General features: G+C 50.5%; 21 protein-coding genes and 1 riboswitch. Of the genes, 4 read left to right on the top strand and 17 right to left on the bottom strand.

Translation table 11 applies throughout. From position 1 onward, the window contains the following. Nucleotides 1-61: 61 nt before the first annotated feature. The 6 genes from H4F65_RS07530 to H4F65_RS07505 all read right to left on the bottom strand — a co-directional run bounded on the left by H4F65_RS07530 (nt 62) and on the right by H4F65_RS07505 (nt 5,740). Nucleotides 62-1,240, bottom strand: a complete 1,179-nt coding sequence (locus H4F65_RS07530; protein ID WP_010283984.1) for an acetyl-CoA C-acetyltransferase — start codon at nt 1,238-1,240, stop codon at nt 62-64. An 11-nt stretch (nt 1,241-1,251) separates the two neighbouring features. Further along, nucleotides 1,252-1,899, bottom strand: a complete 648-nt coding sequence (locus tag H4F65_RS07525; RefSeq protein ID WP_010283986.1) for a 3-oxoacid CoA-transferase subunit B — start codon at nt 1,897-1,899, stop codon at nt 1,252-1,254. Next, nucleotides 1,899-2,555: an acetate CoA-transferase subunit alpha gene (gene atoD, locus H4F65_RS07520; protein ID WP_010283989.1), complete on the bottom strand. Its 657-nt coding sequence runs from the start codon at nt 2,553-2,555 to the stop codon at nt 1,899-1,901. The genes H4F65_RS07525 and atoD overlap by 1 nt, the downstream gene beginning before the upstream one ends. 161 nt (nt 2,556-2,716) lie before the next feature. Continuing rightward, nucleotides 2,717-3,016 carry an AtuA-related protein gene (locus H4F65_RS07515; protein WP_010283992.1) on the bottom strand — a complete coding sequence of 100 codons (300 nt, stop codon included), beginning with the start codon at nt 3,014-3,016 and terminating at the stop codon, nt 2,717-2,719. After that, nucleotides 3,016-4,356 (bottom strand): acyclic terpene utilization AtuA family protein, encoded by a 1,341-nt coding sequence (locus tag H4F65_RS07510; RefSeq protein WP_010283994.1) that lies wholly within the window; start codon nt 4,354-4,356, stop codon nt 3,016-3,018. The genes H4F65_RS07515 and H4F65_RS07510 overlap by 1 nt, the downstream gene beginning before the upstream one ends. Nucleotides 4,357-4,417: 61 nt before the next feature. After that, nucleotides 4,418-5,740 carry a CitMHS family transporter gene (locus H4F65_RS07505; protein ID WP_010283996.1) on the bottom strand — a complete coding sequence of 441 codons (1,323 nt, stop codon included), beginning with the start codon at nt 5,738-5,740 and terminating at the stop codon, nt 4,418-4,420. A gap of 482 nt (nt 5,741-6,222) precedes the next feature. Between H4F65_RS07505 and H4F65_RS07500 the strand changes: the two genes are divergently transcribed. Then, nucleotides 6,223-7,122 carry a LysR family transcriptional regulator gene (locus H4F65_RS07500; RefSeq protein ID WP_039319259.1) on the top strand — a complete coding sequence of 300 codons (900 nt, stop codon included), beginning with the start codon at nt 6,223-6,225 and terminating at the stop codon, nt 7,120-7,122. Between the two features lie 55 nt (nt 7,123-7,177). Here H4F65_RS07500 and H4F65_RS07495 read toward each other — a convergent pair whose 3' ends face one another. Genes H4F65_RS07495 through H4F65_RS07480 form a run of 4 tightly spaced genes read right to left on the bottom strand, consistent with a single transcriptional unit; the run spans nt 7,178 to nt 9,552 of the window. Further along, a complete protein-coding gene (locus H4F65_RS07495) occupies nt 7,178-7,372 on the bottom strand; it encodes a YpfN family protein (protein ID WP_010283998.1) in 195 nt (64 codons plus the stop codon). A 2-nt stretch (nt 7,373-7,374) separates the two neighbouring features. Beyond that, on the bottom strand, nt 7,375-8,049 hold the full coding sequence (locus tag H4F65_RS07490; RefSeq protein WP_010283999.1) for a M15 family metallopeptidase: 675 nt from the start codon (nt 8,047-8,049) through the stop codon (nt 7,375-7,377). After that, nucleotides 8,046-9,173 carry a succinyl-diaminopimelate desuccinylase gene (gene dapE / locus H4F65_RS07485; RefSeq protein WP_010284001.1) on the bottom strand — a complete coding sequence of 376 codons (1,128 nt, stop codon included), beginning with the start codon at nt 9,171-9,173 and terminating at the stop codon, nt 8,046-8,048. The genes H4F65_RS07490 and dapE overlap by 4 nt, the downstream gene beginning before the upstream one ends. 1 nt (nt 9,174) lies before the next feature. Further along, a complete protein-coding gene (locus H4F65_RS07480) occupies nt 9,175-9,552 on the bottom strand; it encodes an ArsC family reductase (protein ID WP_010284003.1) in 378 nt (125 codons plus the stop codon). Nucleotides 9,553-9,785: 233 nt separating this feature from the next. Between H4F65_RS07480 and ypfM the strand changes: the two genes are divergently transcribed. After that, complete coding sequence (gene ypfM / locus H4F65_RS22135) at nt 9,786-9,845, top strand: protein YpfM (RefSeq protein ID WP_137739554.1); 60 nt, start codon at nt 9,786-9,788, stop codon at nt 9,843-9,845. Nucleotides 9,846-10,075: 230 nt separating this feature from the next. Here the strand turns inward: ypfM and H4F65_RS07470 are convergent, their stop codons facing one another. Further along, nucleotides 10,076-11,962, bottom strand: a complete 1,887-nt coding sequence (locus H4F65_RS07470; protein WP_052051604.1) for an autotransporter outer membrane beta-barrel domain-containing protein — start codon at nt 11,960-11,962, stop codon at nt 10,076-10,078. Between the two features lie 207 nt (nt 11,963-12,169). Continuing rightward, nucleotides 12,170-12,880 (bottom strand): aspartate/glutamate racemase family protein, encoded by a 711-nt coding sequence (locus H4F65_RS07465; protein ID WP_010284016.1) that lies wholly within the window; start codon nt 12,878-12,880, stop codon nt 12,170-12,172. A 217-nt stretch (nt 12,881-13,097) separates the two neighbouring features. Between H4F65_RS07465 and cspE the strand changes: the two genes are divergently transcribed. Beyond that, the gene (cspE, locus tag H4F65_RS07460) at nt 13,098-13,307 is read left to right on the top strand and encodes a transcription antiterminator/RNA stability regulator CspE (RefSeq protein WP_005976270.1); all 210 of its coding nucleotides are present in this window, start codon (nt 13,098-13,100) and stop codon (nt 13,305-13,307) included. Nucleotides 13,308-13,388: 81 nt separating this feature from the next. Here cspE and crcB read toward each other — a convergent pair whose 3' ends face one another. After that, nucleotides 13,389-13,772: a fluoride efflux transporter CrcB gene (gene crcB, locus H4F65_RS07455; protein WP_010284026.1), complete on the bottom strand. Its 384-nt coding sequence runs from the start codon at nt 13,770-13,772 to the stop codon at nt 13,389-13,391. An 84-nt stretch (nt 13,773-13,856) separates the two neighbouring features. Continuing rightward, a riboswitch (Fluoride riboswitch) is annotated at nt 13,857-13,961 on the bottom strand. A gap of 245 nt (nt 13,962-14,206) precedes the next feature. Here crcB and tatA point away from each other — a divergent pair. Then, nucleotides 14,207-14,404, top strand: coding sequence for a Sec-independent protein translocase subunit TatA (tatA, locus tag H4F65_RS07450; RefSeq protein ID WP_010284028.1), 198 nt, complete (start codon nt 14,207-14,209; stop codon nt 14,402-14,404). An 82-nt stretch (nt 14,405-14,486) separates the two neighbouring features. Here tatA and lipA read toward each other — a convergent pair whose 3' ends face one another. The 4 genes from lipA to dacA form a co-directional block, all read right to left on the bottom strand. After that, nucleotides 14,487-15,452, bottom strand: coding sequence for a lipoyl synthase (gene lipA, locus H4F65_RS07445; RefSeq protein ID WP_010284032.1), 966 nt, complete (start codon nt 15,450-15,452; stop codon nt 14,487-14,489). A gap of 227 nt (nt 15,453-15,679) precedes the next feature. Beyond that, nucleotides 15,680-16,363: a lipoyl(octanoyl) transferase LipB gene (lipB, locus tag H4F65_RS07440; RefSeq protein WP_172644995.1), complete on the bottom strand. Its 684-nt coding sequence runs from the start codon at nt 16,361-16,363 to the stop codon at nt 15,680-15,682. A gap of 176 nt (nt 16,364-16,539) precedes the next feature. After that, nucleotides 16,540-16,803, bottom strand: coding sequence for a DUF493 family protein YbeD (ybeD, locus tag H4F65_RS07435; protein ID WP_005976281.1), 264 nt, complete (start codon nt 16,801-16,803; stop codon nt 16,540-16,542). 149 nt (nt 16,804-16,952) lie between these two features. After that, the gene (dacA, locus tag H4F65_RS07430; RefSeq protein ID WP_010284040.1) at nt 16,953-18,164 is read right to left on the bottom strand and encodes a D-alanyl-D-alanine carboxypeptidase DacA; all 1,212 of its coding nucleotides are present in this window, start codon (nt 18,162-18,164) and stop codon (nt 16,953-16,955) included. Nucleotides 18,165-18,170 lie beyond the last annotated feature (6 nt).

The raw sequence follows: 18,170 nt of genomic DNA, 5'->3' as shown, positions 1-18,170 counted from the left end.
ACACAAACAAATCAATGCAGGCCATTATGGCCTGCATTGATGTTGGTGGAAATAATCCCGTTTAAACGCGCTCGACGATCATCGCGATACCTTGCCCGCCGCCTATGCACAGCGTCGCCAATCCCAGCGTTTTGTTGTAGCTGTGCAGCGCGTGCACCAGCGTGACAAGAATGCGTGCGCCGCTTGCTCCGATAGGGTGACCTAACGCAATCGCACCGCCGTTGACGTTCACTTTTTCTGGATCGAGATGGAGATCGCGCTGTACGGCTAGAAACTGCGCGGCAAAGGCTTCGTTGGCTTCAATCAGGTCGATATCGCTGATTGTCAGCCCGGCTTTGAGTAGCGCTTTCTGCGTCGCGGGAATTGGCCCCAGCCCCATGACCTCGCTCGGTACACCGGCTGACGCCCAACTGCGGATACGTGCCAGCGGGGTAATCCCCTGTTTTTTCGCTTCGGACTCACGCATTAACACCAGCGTCGCGGCCGCATCGTTAATGCCGGACGCATTGCCTGCGGTGACGGTGCCGTTCGCGGAAAATGCCGGACGTAGCGCTGCCAGCGACGCTAGCGTGGTATCCGCACGAGGGAATTCGTCCCGATCGAAGATCCGCGTCTCTTTCTTGTTACGCAGTGACAGCGGAGTAATTTCCGCCTTGAAACGGCCAGCCTCAATCGCGGCGACGGCTTTCTGCTGGGACGCCAGCGCCACCCGATCTTGCTCTTCACGGGTAAGCTGATAGCGCTCGGCGATATTTTCCGCCGTGGTGCCCATGTGGTAATCGTTAAACGCACACCACAGGCCATCGTTAATCATGATGTCAACGAGCTTGCCATTCCCCATGCGGTAACCGTGGCGTGCTTTTTCCAGCAGGTAAGGCGCAGCGCTCATGTTTTCCATCCCGCCCGTTACGCAGACCTGATTATCGCCGGACAGAATAGACTGCGCGCCGAGCACGACGGCCTTCAGGCCGGAACCACAGACTTTGCTGACGGTCAGCGAGGGGGTCTCAAAAGAGAGACCGGCAGCCTGACTCGCCTGATGTGCCGGGTTTTGTCCCAGACCGGCTTGTAACACATTGCCGAGAATCACTTCATCAACCGCCAGCGTGTCCGGCAGCGTCGACAGACAGTCACGAATGGTGGCTGACGCCATCTCGATAGCGGATGTGTTGGCCAGACTGCCTGCGAATTTACCGATTGCGGTGCGCTTGGCATTAACAATAACAACGGAGTCGTTCATGGTCGCCTCGATTAATGGATGCTGAAGGGAGTTAAATCGGCGGACACGATGAAGTTCGCCTCGGTTTTTTGGCGCAGTTCGTCCACGGTGATGTCAGGGCTGATTTCGGTCAGCACCATTTGTTGGTCGATAAACTGGAAGACAGCCAGTTCAGTGACGACCATGCTGACTTTATTGGCGGCGGTTAGTGGGTAGGTGCACTGGTGTAATAGCTTCGCATCGCCATTTTTGGCGCAGTGTTCGAGGGCGATAATGACTTTCTTCGCGCCGACAACCAGATCCATCGCGCCGCCCATGCCGGGCACCATTTTCCCCGGCACCATCCAGTTGGCGAGGCTACCGTGCTCATCCACCTGCAAGCCACCCAGCACGCAGACATCGACGTGGCCGCCGCGAATTAGCGCAAAGGAAAACGCGCTGTCGAACATGGCTGCGCCTGGCACCATGCCGCATGCCTGGCCACCGGCATTAACCAGATTGCTGTCCGGTTCGGTGATTGCTCCCAACCCTAAAAAGCCGTTTTCCGACTGGAAGGTGACTTCAATGCCGTGTGGTACGTAATTCGCGACTTTGGTGGGCAAACCAATACCCAAATTCACCACGTCGCCGTTTTTCAGCTCCAGCGCGACGCGGCGAGCGATTAATTCTTTCGCATCCATTATTTTTCTCCCAAATAAAGGTGATCGACCAGCGCCGCTGGGGTGACAATACATTCCGGTGCTAATTGACCAACCGGAATAACCTGCTCGCATTGCGCCACGACTTTCTTCGCGGCGAGCGCAATGAGCGGGTTAAAATTACGGGCGGTGAGATGGTAAATAAGGTTTCCGCTGGTGTCGGAAATACTGGCCTGCAAGATGGCGAGATCGGCCTTAATGGGCAGTTCTAATAAATAGGTAATGTCGTTAATGGTTATTTTTTGTTTATTCTCTTCGACAATGGTCCCAACGCCCGTTGGCGTCAGAAAACCGCCTAAGCCCGCACCGCCGCTGCGAATACGTTCTGCCAGCGTTCCTTGCGGCACCAGCTCTACGTCCAGTTCACCGGCGAGCATACGACGCCCGGTTTCCGGGTTCGTACCAATATGTGAGGTAATCAGTTTTTTTACCTGACCGCTGACAATTAACGGCCCAACGCCGGTATCGACAAAGCCGGTATCATTTCCGATCAGGGTTAAATCAGAGACGCCGGATTTAATGATCTCATCTACCAATAATTTCGGTGTTCCGACGCCCATAAAACCACCGAACATAATTGTCATTCCGTCAAATAAATAAGAACGGAAATGGCTGGCATCAATGACTTTATTATTCATTGCGTATTTACTCTTAAATGATGGCTCTTAAATGATGACTCTGGAAAATGGCCGCACGAATTCCCACAGATAAATAAATACCTGCTAATTATTGCGGCACATGTCATTTATTTAGCGGGAGCAGGGGAGTAAATAACCTCCACCTGCTCTCTGTTATCGGATTAAATATCGATATCCAGTATGGCCGAGCTTAATCCTTTGCCGTGCATATCCAGCGCCAGTGAACGTGTAACGCCACCGCCCAGTGCACCGTACATCACGAAGTTCAGGGCGCCGATCGCGGGTAGCTCATAGCGAACCACATCACCTGTCACGATATCGGCAAACCAGTCCTTTACCTTCTCGGCCGTGATCTTCTCTTTCAGCACGTCATAGTCTTCTGCCCGGTAGGCAATCAGCGAAATATTGGAGGTATTTCCTTTATCGCCGGTACGGGAATGAGCAATTTCACGCAGTTTCATTATTTAATCTCCAGATAATCAACGGCTGGTGTGACGCAGGCGCGAGACAGTAGGGTAGAATCCATCGCCAGTATTTCTTTCACCGCTTTGTTAACACCGCCGCCGCCTGCCGGGCCGTTGGTATAGAGCGTTTCAACTTCGTTACCTACTTTGACCGCCTGCGCTCTGGAGGTGCAGCGTGCTGCGACGCGCGCGCGCACTTCATACGGTTCGCTGCTTTGCGACCGTTGCGCACCGTGCAGGGCATCGACACCGATCAGGTCATAGCGCACTTCCTGAAAAGCGATCTGGCACACCGCAAAGCGCCCTTTGACGATATCCAGCGCTAAACGGCCGCGCGCGACGGCACCGGGACCGGCGTAAGAAATTTCGCCTTCGCCGATGAACCCATCCTGATAGCCGACGGAGACTTTCAACGTGTCGGTTTTCGCGCGTCCAGTGGCACCCTGTACGCGTACGCGGTTTTCACCGTCTTGGGTAAACGTGACGTGGCTGAAATCGGCAATCACGTCCGGGGTGATATAGCTATCCGGGCGGTGGATTTCGTACAGCAGCTGTTCTTTGCAGGTATCCACGCAGACGCGGCCACCGGAACCTTCAACTTTGGTAATCACGGCGCTGCCATCTTCGCTAATCTCTGCGATTGGGAAGCCCAAACGATCAAGATGAGGGATGTCTTTAACACCGGGATCGGCGTAGTAGCCACCAGTGATTTGACCTGCACATTCCAGCAGGTGACCGAGGCAGGTGCCTTTGCCCAGATGATCCCAGTCATCGGCTGCCCAGTTGAATTCATACATCATGGCGGACAGGAACAGCGACGGGTCGGAAACGCGTCCGGCAATAATCACGTCTGCACCCTGACGCAGAGCCTCTACCAGCGCATCCGCGCCCAGATAGGCATTCGCGGAAATAATGTCTTTGCCGCAGCGTGAAACCGGCTGACCCATCTCATCTAGCTTGGAATCCTGTGCAATCAGCACTGAGTGCACATCATCACCAGTCACGACGGCGATTTTTAGCTTGTCTGCACCAATCTCTTTGGCGATTTCCAATACGCGCTGACCGGCTGCGACAGGGTTAGCCGAGCCCATGTTGGTGATGATCTTGATGCCTTTTTCCAGACAGAGCGGCAGCACGGCGTGCATGCGGTCAGCCAGCAGTTCGTTGTAGCCCTTTTCAGGGTTCTGCTGCTTCTGCTTTTGGCCGATAGCGATAGTGCGTTCCGCCAGACATTCAAATATCAGATATTGAATGTCACCTTTTTGAGCCAGTTCTACGGCCGGTTCGATGCGATCGCCAGCATAGCCAGCGCCTGAACCAATACGAATTGTCTTCATAAACTTACCTTTATCAATGAAATGTGTCTGTTGGCGTAATCAATGGGAAACCGTACGTGCCCTATAAGGGGAAGACCCCGAAGATGACGCAGGCGAACGTCATGATGACGCTGGCGGCCCAGAGCACAGGAATAGAGAACTTCTGGTGATCGGCGAGATCGACACCCGCCAGACTGACCAGTAGGAAGGTGGCTGGCGTCAGCGGGCTAACCGGGAAGCCTGTGGTCATCTGTCCTAATACGGAAGCCTGCGCGACCTGAATCGGTGGTACACCCAGCATGTCCACGGTGTGGGCAATGACTGGCATGATGCCGAAGTAGTACGAATCAGGGTCAAACACCAGACTCAGCGGCATAGAGATCAGGCCGACGATAAACGGGATGTGGTAGGCAAAAGATTCCGGCACAAAGCTGACCGCCGAGAGCGACATGGCTTTCAGCATACCGGTGCCGCTCATGATGCCGGTGAACGCACCCGCAGCAAACAGGATGCTGGCCATCATCAGTGCCGCTTTGGCATGGGCATTAATGCGCTCTTTCTGCATTTCAACATTGGGGTAGTTGAACATTAGCGCTAGCGTCAGCGCGATCATGAAGGCGACCGTGGGGGAAATTTTGGTAAACACCATGGTGCCGATAACGGCAAGTACCAGCGCGATGTTGACCCAGAACATCTTAGGACGACGCAATACTTTTTCCGCATCGGTCAGTTCTTTCACATGCGCTTCGGCCGTGATGGACGGTGAGCCGCCAGCCAGCGGATTCCCTGACGCTAACCCCAGACGCTTCTCTTCTTTCTTGCCCCAGTAATAGCCCATGAGCACCATGAAGGTTAGACCGCAAAGTTGTGCTGGGATAAGCGGAATAAACAGGTCGTGCGTGGTGGTGTTTAACGCGGCGGCGGCGCGTATCATCGGCCCGGTCCATGGCAGGAAGTTAACACCTGCGCTGAGCGCGGTAATACCGACCAGAATACGCTTATCCATGCCGAGCTTATTAAACAGCGGCAGCATTGCGGGAATGGTGATCAGGAAGGTGACGGCACCGTTACCGTCCAGGTGCGCGATCAGTGCTAATACGCCCGTGCCGATAATGATTTTTACCGGGCTGGTGCCGACCATGCGTAAGATCCCTTTGATGATAGGATCAAACATGCCGGCATCGGTGACGACACCGAAAAAGGCGATGGCAAACACAAACATCGCCGCCATTGGGGCGAGTTTGGTGATGCCGTCTACCACGTATTTCGCGGTATCGGTGCCGCTGCCTGCTGCGAGCGCGCCAAGAACCGGAATCACGATAAGCGCCACCAGAGGCGACATTCGTTTGGTCATGATGAAAAATAGCAGGGTGGCTATGGTTAGTACCCCGATGAGAGCCAGCATAAAAACTCCTCATTAGTATAATTGTACGTTGTCTATCTGTTTTATTTACAATAAATTAAACAACTCAATAACAATCCATGTGATAATTAACAAATAAAAAATGAATGCTTATCTCAGAGTCATTTGATTTTTTGTCTGCACTATTTTTATCACTCTCATCCCTCTTTATACTAACTCGTAATCGAAATGGTTTTATTCGTAAATCTGATAGGTTTATTTTATTTGTTAATGGTATGAATCGTTTTGATTTCCTTATTAATGGTTAATTCATTGATTTGGTTTGCATAGTTAATCCTTTTTACTTAATTGTTCTTTATGATTTGTGATGTTTATCCAGAATATTCTTTTTTATGAATAGTGGGCGTTGTTTGAATGGAATTAAATAAATGCGGGAAGGATCATAAAAATGGTATTTGCCGATTTTTTTTATTGAGTTTGTCGCTTTCTTACAGGAGACTTCATTTTATTTATATAAAAACACTATGAACTTATCGATAAAACAATTACGAGCTTTTATCGCGTTGACGGAAACTGATAATTTCACGCGTGCTGCTCAGAAAATAAATCTCTCTCAGCCAGCATTTAGTTCATTAATCGCCGGATTGGAGGAAGAGGTCGGCTATCGGCTATTTGATCGCGATACACGTAAGGTGCAACTCAATGCCGATGGCCTTCATTTCATTGATATTGCCCGTCGGCTGGTGCAGACCCATGATGATGCCGTCGGTGAGATCAAGTCGTATGCCACGGGCTACAAGGGAAAGATTGTGCTGGCGGTATTGCCTTCAATGGCGGTGGAATGGTTGCCTCAGGTGCTGGCGCAATATCACCGCGCTTATCCCAAGATTAAGGTTGAACTGCTGGATACGCAGTGGGATCGCTGCCTGAAGGCGGTGCTGGATGGGCGCGCCGATCTGGCGCTGACAGCAGGGCAGCCGTCGCCGGGAACATTCAGCTCTCGCATGCTGTTTTCCGACAGTTTTTACCTGATCTGCCAGAACTCCCACCCGCTGGCGCAGCGCGACAGTGTTGATGTGGCCGATGTAGCGCAATATCCGTTTGTCGGGTTTTGCAAAGGCACCAGTATCCGGCAGTACACCGATCAGCTTATCGAGCCGGAAGGTTTTAATTACGTGCTGGAAGTACGTCAGCTGACCACCATGATGGGGCTGGTGGCGGCAAATTATGGCGTGAGTATTGTGACGGGGTTGACACTGTTCCAGTTTCAGCACAAAGACATTGCGATTATCCCGTTTCGGGATTTATCGCTACAGCGCGGTATCTATCTGGTTACGGATAGGGAGCGTCAGCTTTCAGTGTGTGCGAAAGAGTTTTATGATTTTCTTCTGGAGCGGGCGGAAAGTTTTGTTCCCGCCGCGTGAGAATCGAAACCGCCCGCCGCTTAGCTCGCGTGCAGGCGGTTTGCGAGGATAGGTATCAGGGTTTTTTCTTCGGCCAGTCGTCGTCTTCTTCCTTGTCCCACTTGTCGTTGTTGTCACGGTGTGGAGGCAATTTCGGTTTATTGAGCAGAAAACGCGTATGGTCAACGTTGCGCAATTCTTTGATGCCATTAATCAGCATGCCTATCAGGACAATCAGAATTATCCACCAGTAATCAGCCAGCCATGCCATGGTTACGCCTCATCAACATTATGAATATAACGGGTAAACAGCTGCGGCAAGTTCTGGCTGAGCCAGTGGTAGCCTGCAATGTCTTCATCTTGCCAGGCGGCAAGAATGAGGTCGGGTGTAAGCTGCTCTTCCGCATACTGTGCTAATGGATAATAGCTGATATGCCAGAGTTCGGCTGCGACACCGCCGAGATCGTGCGCATAAGGTCGATAAAAACCGTATTCATGCATGTGCGCACTCAGCCACGTATTCAGTGCAGCAAAGTAACCGCCTTCCTCATATTCCCACGGTTCCAACTGGAGCGAACGGCCTGCGGGTAATAAATCGGGATCGTAGATATCGAGATCGCTGCCCCAATGGTGGCGGCTGGAACCGGGCATGGCGGACCAGCGCAGAATCGCTTCACAGCGCTCGCCTTCGTCCAGAGATAACACGTCCAGCGGCTGGCTGTTGACATCCATGACGGGACGCTCGCCGCGAAATTTGCCATTCCAGATCTGACGTTGGCGCTCGAAGTCACGAAATGTGCTAGCGGGCTGTAGGTTAAATCCTGCCGTTTTTGCCGCCTGTTGTAGCGCCCGAAACGCGGTTACCGCCTCCGGTTGCAGGCGATGACGACCCTGTAAAGCGACCAGATGTTGGTCGCTTTTACCGGTTAACGTAGCTGGCGTCATCATGCGATGAGCTGCTCCATAATGCGCTGGTACATGCGGCTCAGCAGTTGAAGGTCTGCCGCGCTGACGCATTCGTCCACTTTATGGATTGTGGCGTTCACGGGGCCCAGTTCAACGACCTGTGCGCCCATGCGAGCAATGAAGCGGCCATCAGAGGTACCGCCGGTGGTCAGCAGCTCTGGGGTAACCTCGTTGTAATGTTTGACGGCATTCACCACGGCATCGACCAGTTCGCCGCGTGCGGTCAAGAATGGCTGGCCGGAGAGCTTCCAGTCGATGGTGTAATTAAGCTGGTGGCGATCCAGTAATTCCGCCACGCGCTGCTGGATTAACACATCCGTCAATTCGGTGCTGAAGCGGAAATTGAACTGCACAAACAACTCGCCGGGGATGACGTTATTGCTACCGGTGCCTGCTTGAATATTGGCGATTTGCATCGTGGTCGGCGGGAAGAAATCGTTGCCCTGATCCCACTCGGTGGCGATCAGTTCGTTGAGTGCCGGTGCTGCACGGTGAACGGGGTTGTCCGCCAGATGAGGATAAGCTACGTGCCCTTGCACGCCGTGTACGCGCAGATTCGCGGTGATAGAACCACGACGGCCATTTTTGACCACATCACCCACAACATGCGTACTGGACGGCTCGCCGACCAGACAGAAGTCCAATCGCTCGTTGCGTGCCATCAGCGCCTCAACGACTTTCACGGTGCCGTTAACGGCGCTGGCTTCTTCGTCCGAGGTAATCAGGAACGCCAGACGCCCTTGGTGATTAGGATGGGCGGCGACAAAGCGCTCAGCGGCAATCACCATTGCAGCCAGTGAACCTTTCATGTCCGCCGCGCCGCGACCGTACAACATGCCATCACGAATGATGGGTTCAAACGGTGGATGCTGCCAGTGGCTTTCATCGCCGCTGGGAACCACATCGGTGTGTCCGGCGAAGGCCAGCGTTTTTCCTGTGCCGCGCCATGCCCAGAAATTCTGGGTATCGCCAAAATCCATCGCTTCGACGGTAAAGCCAATCGCCGTCAGGCGTTCAATCATGAGCGCCTGGCAACCCTCGTCATTCGGGCTGAGGGAAGGGCGTTTAATTAACTGTTGAGCGAGCTCTATGACTGGGCAAGACACGTTATTTGTTCTCCGCAATAAATTTCTGGTAGCTGTCGGTACTGAAACCAAGTAGCGCGTGGCCGTCGTCGGTTATCAGCAACGGCCGTTTAATCACCGCTGGCTGTTCCAGCATCAGGTTTTTGGCGGCCTCTGCGCTGTCGCTGGTATCGCTGTTGATCCGTTCACGCAGGTCTTCACTGAGTTTACGCCAGGTCGTTCCGCGTGTGTTGAGTAAGGCCTGAAACCCCAGTTGGTCGATAAAACGCTGTAGCAGCTGTTCATCCAGACCATCGGCACGGTAATCGTGGAAGCGATACGCCACTTGTTGATCGTCCAGCCAGCGGCGCGCTTTCTTTATAGTGTCACAGTTTTTGATGCCATACATGGTCAGCGCCATAGGGATAAAATCCTTTCTGCTTATTGGGTTGCATGACGATTGCTGTTCAGGACAGCACGGCCTGACTGAGCCTAATCGTGCGATAGCCCAGCATGCCGAAAAAAGGCGGGGAGATCTACTGTGAACTGTGTAGCAGAAATGTGAGGGAGTATAGTTTTTATACTTTCATAACACTTTTTCCTGATTAAAAAGTGTGCATATAATGCGTCGCTGTTAATCACCAAGAGGTTCGCATGGTAGAAGTAGAAGTAAGTACTTGGAAAGATTTTATTGAAGCAATGTTACGTAAATAATAACGAGAAGTACTGTTAGTCATTGCATACCATACCAGGAATAAAATCATACGAATAAAGCAGTATTGAGTCTCTCAATACTGCTTTTTTTCTATGTAAAAAGAGGAAACCTGAGTAAATAAAAGAGGGTATTATTGCTGTCGCTCATTTTTCCCTTAGATTACATGAGGGTAGCGAGGCGAAGAGGACTCCGTTACCACTTTTGTAAGAATAAATACGCCGCTGCATTATCAGAACGTATATTCCATGCCTACACTGGCACCATAGTTGCCTTTTCTAGGATTACCACCAAACTCATTGGAATATTGCAACCATGTATGCAGATTGGCTGTAAGATTGACCATGACCCCCGCATCTGCCACGCCCCAGTCTTTCTCTGAGGGTGCGCTCGACATGGTGAAGTGACCACTCATGGAATTCAACCCAGCGGTGATTGGACGCACATTATCTGCCATGTGATCGTGATTCCATGCCATCTCTACGTAAGGACTAACATCCAAACCAACGGCGAGTAAATGGCCCTGAGTTCGCCACCCAAGACTGGAAACCAGAGCGTTACGGCGCTGTTCAGAAAACCACATGGCGGAACTATCATTTCCACGTTCGTTATAACCCTCTATCTCAATAGACTGACGTTCCAGGCGGGCAAAAGGCCCTGTTTTGACGGAGGTCCCCAGATCAAACCACCAGCCAGCATCAATACCACCACCAAAATGGCGTCCTTTCGCTGAACCTGATTCTGTGCGCATCGCCGGGCCGATGTGAATGGTGCGATAAACATCATCAAAATTCGAAGTGCCTGCATTGACGAAGGCGCTCATCCAGAGATGGTCGGTGTGGTAGACCTGGTAAAGCGCGACACTGTGGTCATATAACGTGTAGCCTGCATCATTAAGCGTTGTCTTTTGGTTAGAGGTAGTGACCAGTGCCCCGACGTTAAGATTATCATTTAGTTTCACGTCGCCGCCGACTGAAGCAAAACGGTTATTACTACTGCTTGAAAAGGGATCGTTGGTTGAGTTGGCCTGATGGCGATAATCACCATTAAGGAATACCCGCGTATCACCGTCAGAGGTATCGGTAATGATTTCTTTGCGTAACAAATTGTACTGAGATTTTGTTGCCATCAGCGGGGCTTTACTCAGTAATGAAATTTTACCTGGCGCTGAAATTTCAGATAAAACGACGTTGGCGAGCATTTTGTTGACACCCGTTGTCGGGTGGACATTGTCAGCAAAAAGATAGGTCTGCTCGGTTCCTCTCGTGTAGTTTTGCGTATTACAGGTCAATGATGATGATGTATTGCAGGCTGCGTTCGTGGTATTGATAATGCCATAAGTTGATGGGCTAGACATTATTTCAGACAGGAGCGCATAAACATTTACGGGAATAATATTAAGCCCGTTCTTACTCAATGTTGCAAGACCGCTATCTAAGGTCTGATTATATTGATTTACCACTTCTTGATATTTTTTTTGTAAATTTCTATTTTTTGCATCTGGCGTTTCCCCAAGATTAGGCAGGTTATAAACGACAACATACTTTCCGCCTGCATGGTATAAATCGTTTAGCAATGATACTTCAGTATTTGCTACAGGAATAATTCTCGCTGTTGCTGTGCCTGGGGCTGATTCGTAAATCGAAAATATATCATTGGCTCCCCCCCACATTTGATAAAGAGTTGATGCGCTAACCTTATTGTTTTTCAGATAATTGTTAACTTGAGATTGGATAGTGGGTGAAAAAATAAGGCCTAACTGGTAATTATTAAGGACGCCAGCACCCCCCCAGGCATAATTGTTGCCGCCAGAAGATGATGCGGTAGCAGGCAGGTCTAAACCATCTGCTACATACATGACAGCGGTTTCTCCTGGGTTGGTTGTGAATCGTGAAACACCAATCCCAATGGCTTGTGAGAGATTACCCGCATCACTTAAACTGTCGCCAAAAACAACGGTATTGTTAAATGTTTCTGCTCCTGCAGGATATATGTAAAAGAATAATACAGAAATAATGAGAAATAAAAATGATTTTGATTTTCGCCACAATGGTCTATTCATCTTATTCATGTGGTTACTACGGCTATCAACCGTCATTGATTTCCGGATCGGCTTCATCAGTTTTATGCTCCTGTCATGATGGAAAATAAATTATCTTTATGGAGTAAATTAATGATAGTGGGAAATATACGTATTTATTGTAATAAAACTGAGGAAGGGTATTAATACCGCGATAGCAATACATAGGATATATCTCATATTCTATGTTATGAGATATATCTCAGTGAATGGCCTGTTTTTGGACTTTTTTTATTTCAGTCTGGTTCAAGTTGATGGCTGGTTAAGCGCAAATTTCGCAGCGGCAATCGCATGGAGCCTGCTGGTATCAAAAAGAGGAACCTTCGCATCTTGGGCGCTGATTAACAGCGGAATCTCCGTACAACCCAGAATAATGCCTTCCGCGCCTTGTTGTTCAAGCTGCTGGATAATGTCCCTATAGATCTGCCGCGATGCGTCGTTAATGTTTCCCAGGCACAATTCATCGTAAATGATGCGATTAACGGCTTCTTTTCCCTCATGGTCAGGAACTATCACCTCCACGCCAAATCGTTCCTGAATGCGCTGGCGATAGAAATCCTGCTCCATCGTGTAGCGGGTTCCAAGCAAACCGACTTTCTTCAATCCATGCTGTTTCAGGCTGGCACCGGTGGCATCGGCAATATGCAAAAGAGGAAGCTGACAGGCGTGTTCAACGTCATCGGCCACTTTATGCATGGTGTTGGTACAGATGACGATCGCCTCTGCTCCCGCCTGACGTAATCCTACTGCGATATTGCTGAGTACAGCGGCTGACTGCTCCCAATCACCTTGTGACTGCAACCGTTCGATTTCGTGGAAATCGACGCTGTGCAGGATGATTTTTGCGGAGTGCAGGCCGCCAAGTTGGCTTTTCACATACTCGTTGATAATGCGGTAATACGGGATGGTGGATTCCCAGCTCATGCCCCCGATCAGACCCAGCGTTTTGCTTACCATGATGCCTTCCTTCATATCGTAAAAAGTGATGAATTGGCCCGAACTGAACTCTCTGCGTTCTGCATCGGGTTAAAATAGGACAGCTGAGTTGCGCGGTATACATTTTTAGCGACTTTTATCACTTTTTATCCAACTTCAACTGGACAAAAGGCCAATCTATTGTTGTACTGTACCTGACACAGATTTTGTGTCTTTCATTCATGTAAAGGTAAGTTTGATGTCTAAGATTAAAGGTAGTGTTAAGTGGTTCAATGAGTCTAAAGGCTTCGGTTTCATCACTCCTGAAGATGGTAGCAAAGACGTGTTCGTACACTTCTCTGCCATCCAGAGCAACGGTTTCAAAACTCTGGCTGAAGGTCAGCGTGTAGAGTTCGAAATCACTGATGGTGCTAAAGGTCCTTCAGCTGCTAACGTTAACGCTATTTAATTATACCGATTTCGTGAAAAACCCGCCGATGGCGGGTTTTTTTTGCTTTATTTTCCACGTGCTATCAATTTCCACGTGACCTCAGTGTGTTGTCACCCACGTGACCAGCGCAAACGCCAGTGCGGTCATGAGCAACGAACCCGCCAGATTCAACAGGACGTGTAGCCCCGCTGCCGCCAATTGCCCACTTTGCAGGAACATGACGACTTCTGCGGAAAAGGTCGAAAACGTCGTTAAACCGCCGCACAGCCCGGTAGTAATCAATATTTTCCAGTCCTGATCGAGATGAGGATGGCGCAGGAAGAAAGCGAGTGCGCCGCCAATAACAAAAGCCCCGATCACGTTGGCAAGCAGAGTGCCCAGCGGCAGCGTTGGATACAGATTGTTAAACTTCACGCCAAGCTGCCAGCGCGCCACGCTACCGACTCCGCCACCAATAAATACCGCGAGTAATGTACTGAACATAGAAACCTTTCTTGGGTTGTTTTGCCTGAATTGCTTTTGTGGTCTCGGAGAGTATGGGGCAGGACGCTACGCCCTCTCTGCGAGGTGGACGTAGACATCATTAGCCGAGTGGCGGTTGTACCCTGTTTTTAAGGCTGTCAGCGTTTTGGCTGCGCGAGGGTAGGGAGGAATGTCATCTCCGCTTTAGTAGGGAAAGTCTACGCCGTCAGAAGGGACTTTTGTAGTGCTGCCGAGGCGAAAGTTGTAAAGCCATCTGAATACGGGCGAAAGTGCTTTTGCCGCGTCTTACTTTTTTATAGATGCAATTTGTTACAGATGCAAATTGTGTCATGCCGCATAAGGTCTTAGATAGAGGACATAGAGTAAAGAATTATTTTCAATAAAAATCGTTCTCGTTCGCTGGCGTCTCCAGCATCTAAATCAGGTAGGTTTGTATGGAAGGTATCAGTATTGCCAAGCTGTTGGTGATTGGCGCGTTAATCATTCTGCTGTTCGGTACGAATAAACTTCGTAGCCTCGGCGGTGACTTGGGCGCGGCGATTAAAGGCTTCAAGAAGGCGATGAGTGACGAGCAGCCAGCAAAGACGGATGATACGGCAGCGCTGCATGATTCATCTCGTAAAGAATCCTGATCGCATCTCACACAGCAAAACGGACGGCAATTGCCGTCCGTTTTTTATGCCACACAAAAAATGTGTAAATATGTATGAGCGCTTATTTTACTTCGATGCCCTTTGCCTGTAAGTCGGCATGGTAGGACGAGCGAACAAATGGACCGCAGGCAGCGTGGGTAAAGCCCATCGCCATCGCTTCGGCTTTCATCTCATCGAATTCATCCGGGCTGACGTAGCGCTGTACTGGCAGGTGATGGCGGCTCGGCTGTAAATATTGTCCCAGCGTCAGCATCGTCACACCGTGGCGGCGCAGGTCACGCATCACTTCCACGATTTCCGCATTGGTTTCCCCCAATCCAACCATCAGACCAGATTTGGTTGGGATATCTGGATGCGCGTTCTTGAAGTTTTCCAGCAGCTTCAGTGACCACTCATAATTTGCACCAGGACGAACCTGACGGTAAACGCGCGGTACGTTTTCCAGATTGTGGTTGAATACATCTGGCGGCGTGGCGGTCAGGATCTCTAACGCGCGATCCATACGGCCACGGAAGTCTGGCACCAGCGTTTCGATGCGGATACTCGGGTTTTTGCGGCGAATGGCGCTGATACAGTCTGCAAAGTGCTGGGCTCCGCCGTCGCGCAGATCATCACGGTCAACGGAAGTGATCACGACATAGCGTAAGCCCATGTCATGAATGGTCTGTGCCAGCTTCTCTGGCTCATTGGCATCCGGCGTAAGCGGGCGGCCGTGGGCAACGTCACAGAACGGGCAGCGACGGGTACAAATAGCACCCAGAATCATGAAGGTGGCGGTACCGTGGTTGAAACATTCCGCCAGATTCGGACAGGACGCTTCTTCGCAAACTGAGTGCAACCCGTTTTTGCGCATGGCCGCTTTGATTCCCTGAATACGGCTTGAATCTGCCGGAAGTTTAATCTTCATCCATTCAGGTTTGCGCAGAAGCTCTTGGCGTTCGGTAACGACGGTACGTACCGGGATTAGCGCCATCTTATCGGCATCGCGGTATTTAACGCCGCGTTCGATCTGAATCGGTTTACTCATGTTTGCGTAAGTTCCAGTTCTGAATCGTTTCTTTAAATTTGTAATTCAAATTCAAAGGATTATGTTTTTAGTTAAACTTTTTTTTAAAAAACTATAAAAATTATATCATCTTGCCTAACCACAATCAGCCTTTGCGCGATCAAAATGAAGAAATTATGTGAATAAAATGTAATTTATCAAAAAACGATCGTCTAACTGACTGATTTTTATTAACAGGATAACATGCGTTAACCAGGAAGCGGCTCACCCTGAACGTCCAGATTCCACGAAACAAATTCGGGTGCGGAGTAGCCGACTAACTGCAAAAAGGTGTTCACCAGCACAGGGGCGGCGTCATCCAACGTGATGCCCGGCACCAGATCGCTGAGTTGCGTCATCTCCATTCCGGCGTAACCACACGGGTTGATACGCAGGAAAGGGGAGAGATCCATGGCAATATTGAGCGCCAACCCGTGGAAAGAACAGCCTTTGCGGATACGCAGTCCTAACGAACAGATTTTACGCTCGCCTACGTAAACGCCGGGCGCATCAGGGCGCGCATGAGCTTCAATCTGGAAATGTGCCAGTGTGCCAATCACGGTGTTTTCGATGGCGGTGACGAGCTGACGAACGCCGAGTTTGCGACGCTTCAGGTCAATCAACACGTACATGACCTGCTGACCGGGGCCGTGGTAAGTCACCTGACCGCCTCTGTCGCTCTGAATCACGGGAATATCACCGGGCATGAGGACATGTTCGGCTTTGCCTGCCTGACCCTGCGTAAATACGCGAGGATGCTGAACCAGCCAGATTTCATCTGGGGTTTTATCATCACGTCGGTCGGTGAAATTATGCATCGCCAGAGAGACGGGTTCATACGGCTGTACGTCAAATTGGCGTACGATGATCTTATCCTGTAGCAAGTGTGTCATCTTCAGGTTAAGGAAAGGTGGGGGGATTATAACGGCGGGAAGCCTCAGCGAACAGCACTTTGCAAAATCACAAAACCCTGCCGCACTCGCCAATTTTCCCGCCCGTTTTGATTACCGTATGACTTTTACAGAACCCTAGGTCTTACAGAACTCTATGCTTTACAGAATTCTATGTTTTAGAGAACCATGCGCACGATGTCGATGTTGCCCAGTTCTTCGTACAGCGTTTCCACCTGTTCAATGTGTGTCGCAGTGATGGTGATGGAAACGGAGTGATAATTCCCTTTGCTGCTGGGTTTGATCTGCGGCGTGTAGTCGCCTGGCGCATGACGCTGTACCACTTCAACGACCAGATCGACCAACTCTGGTTTTGCCTCACCCATGACCTTGTAGGTAAAAACACAGGGGAATTCAAGCAGTTCGTTTAATTTGGTTTTCATTTGCGCTCCAGAGAGGGTAATACGTCGGCATTATTCCGACGGTATTAGCACTGACATCAGTACAGTATACTAAAAAAGCTAACTCCCGCGTTCTGCGGGAGTTATGGATGGTATTTATATGGGGACGTTTTGGCCCCACACAAGGGGGATTAGCCGAACCAGTGATGGAACATCAGTTTGATGTAGTCGATCATGCGGCCAAAGATCCCGCCTTCTTTCACTTCATTCATGACCACCAGCGGGCGCTGATCGATGGTTTTGCCATCCAGTTGGAAGTTGATGGAACCCACAACCTGATTTTTGGCTAACGGCGCATGCAGTTCCGTGTTGTCCAGAACATAGCTGGCTTTCAGATCTTTCATTCGGCCGCGCGGAATAGTCAGGTAGGCATCTTTCTCAACACCCAGCGCAACGCGGTCGCTGTCGCCAAACCAGACGGGCTCAGAAGCGAATTCTTTGCCTGCTTTCAATGGCGCGACGGTTTCAAAGAAGCGGAAGCCCCAGGTCAGCAGTTTCTTACTTTCTGATTCGCGGCCTTTGGCGTTACGTCCACCCAGTACCGCAGAAATCAGGCGCATCTGGCCTTCTGTTGCAGAGGCGACCAGATTAAAGCCTGCTGATGAGGTATGGCCCGTTTTGATGCCGTCAACATTCAGGCTGGAATCCCACAGCAAACCGTTGCGGTTAGGCTGGCGAATATTGTTGAACGTGAACTCTTTCTCTTTGTAGGTCGCGTATTCTTCTGGCACATCGCGGATCAGCGCCTGACCGATCAGAGCCATATCGCGTGCCGAACTGAACTGACCCGGCGCATCAAGACCGTGCACGGTTTCAAAATTGGTATTTTTCAGCCCCAGTGCTTTCACGTAACCGTTCATCAGGTTAACGAAGGCATCCTGACTGCCGGCAACGTAGTCGGCCATCGCGACGCAGGCATCGTTACCAGATTGCAGAATGATGCCGCGGTTTAACTGGGAGACAGGAACGCGGTCGCCCGGTTTCAGGAACATCAGGGAAGAGCCCTGGAAGGTCGGGTTGCCGGTTGCCCAGGCATCTTTACCGACGGTAACGATGTCGTTCGGGCTGATTTTTCCTGATTTAATGGCCTGACCAATCACGTAGCTGGTCATCATTTTCGTTAAGCTGGCCGGATCGCGGCGCGTGTCGGCATTCATTTCCGCCAACACTTTCCCAGAGTTGTAATCAATCAGGATGTAGGATTCAGCATCGATTTGCGGGACGCCGGGGATCATCGTTTTAAGATTGATATCTTCGGCATAGGCAAAAGAAGAGGCGCTAATGGCGAGCAGTGCGCCAAGCGCAGTACGTTTAGTAAAACGAGACGTGTTTACAGTATTCATGATTGG

The sequence above is a fragment of the Pectobacterium brasiliense genome, assembly GCF_016950255.1.
In the GTDB taxonomy this organism is placed as follows: Bacteria; Pseudomonadota; Gammaproteobacteria; order Enterobacterales; family Enterobacteriaceae; genus Pectobacterium; species Pectobacterium brasiliense.
The sequence above is the reverse complement of the archived record's forward strand: the minus strand, read 5'-3'. Positions and strand labels throughout refer to the sequence as shown.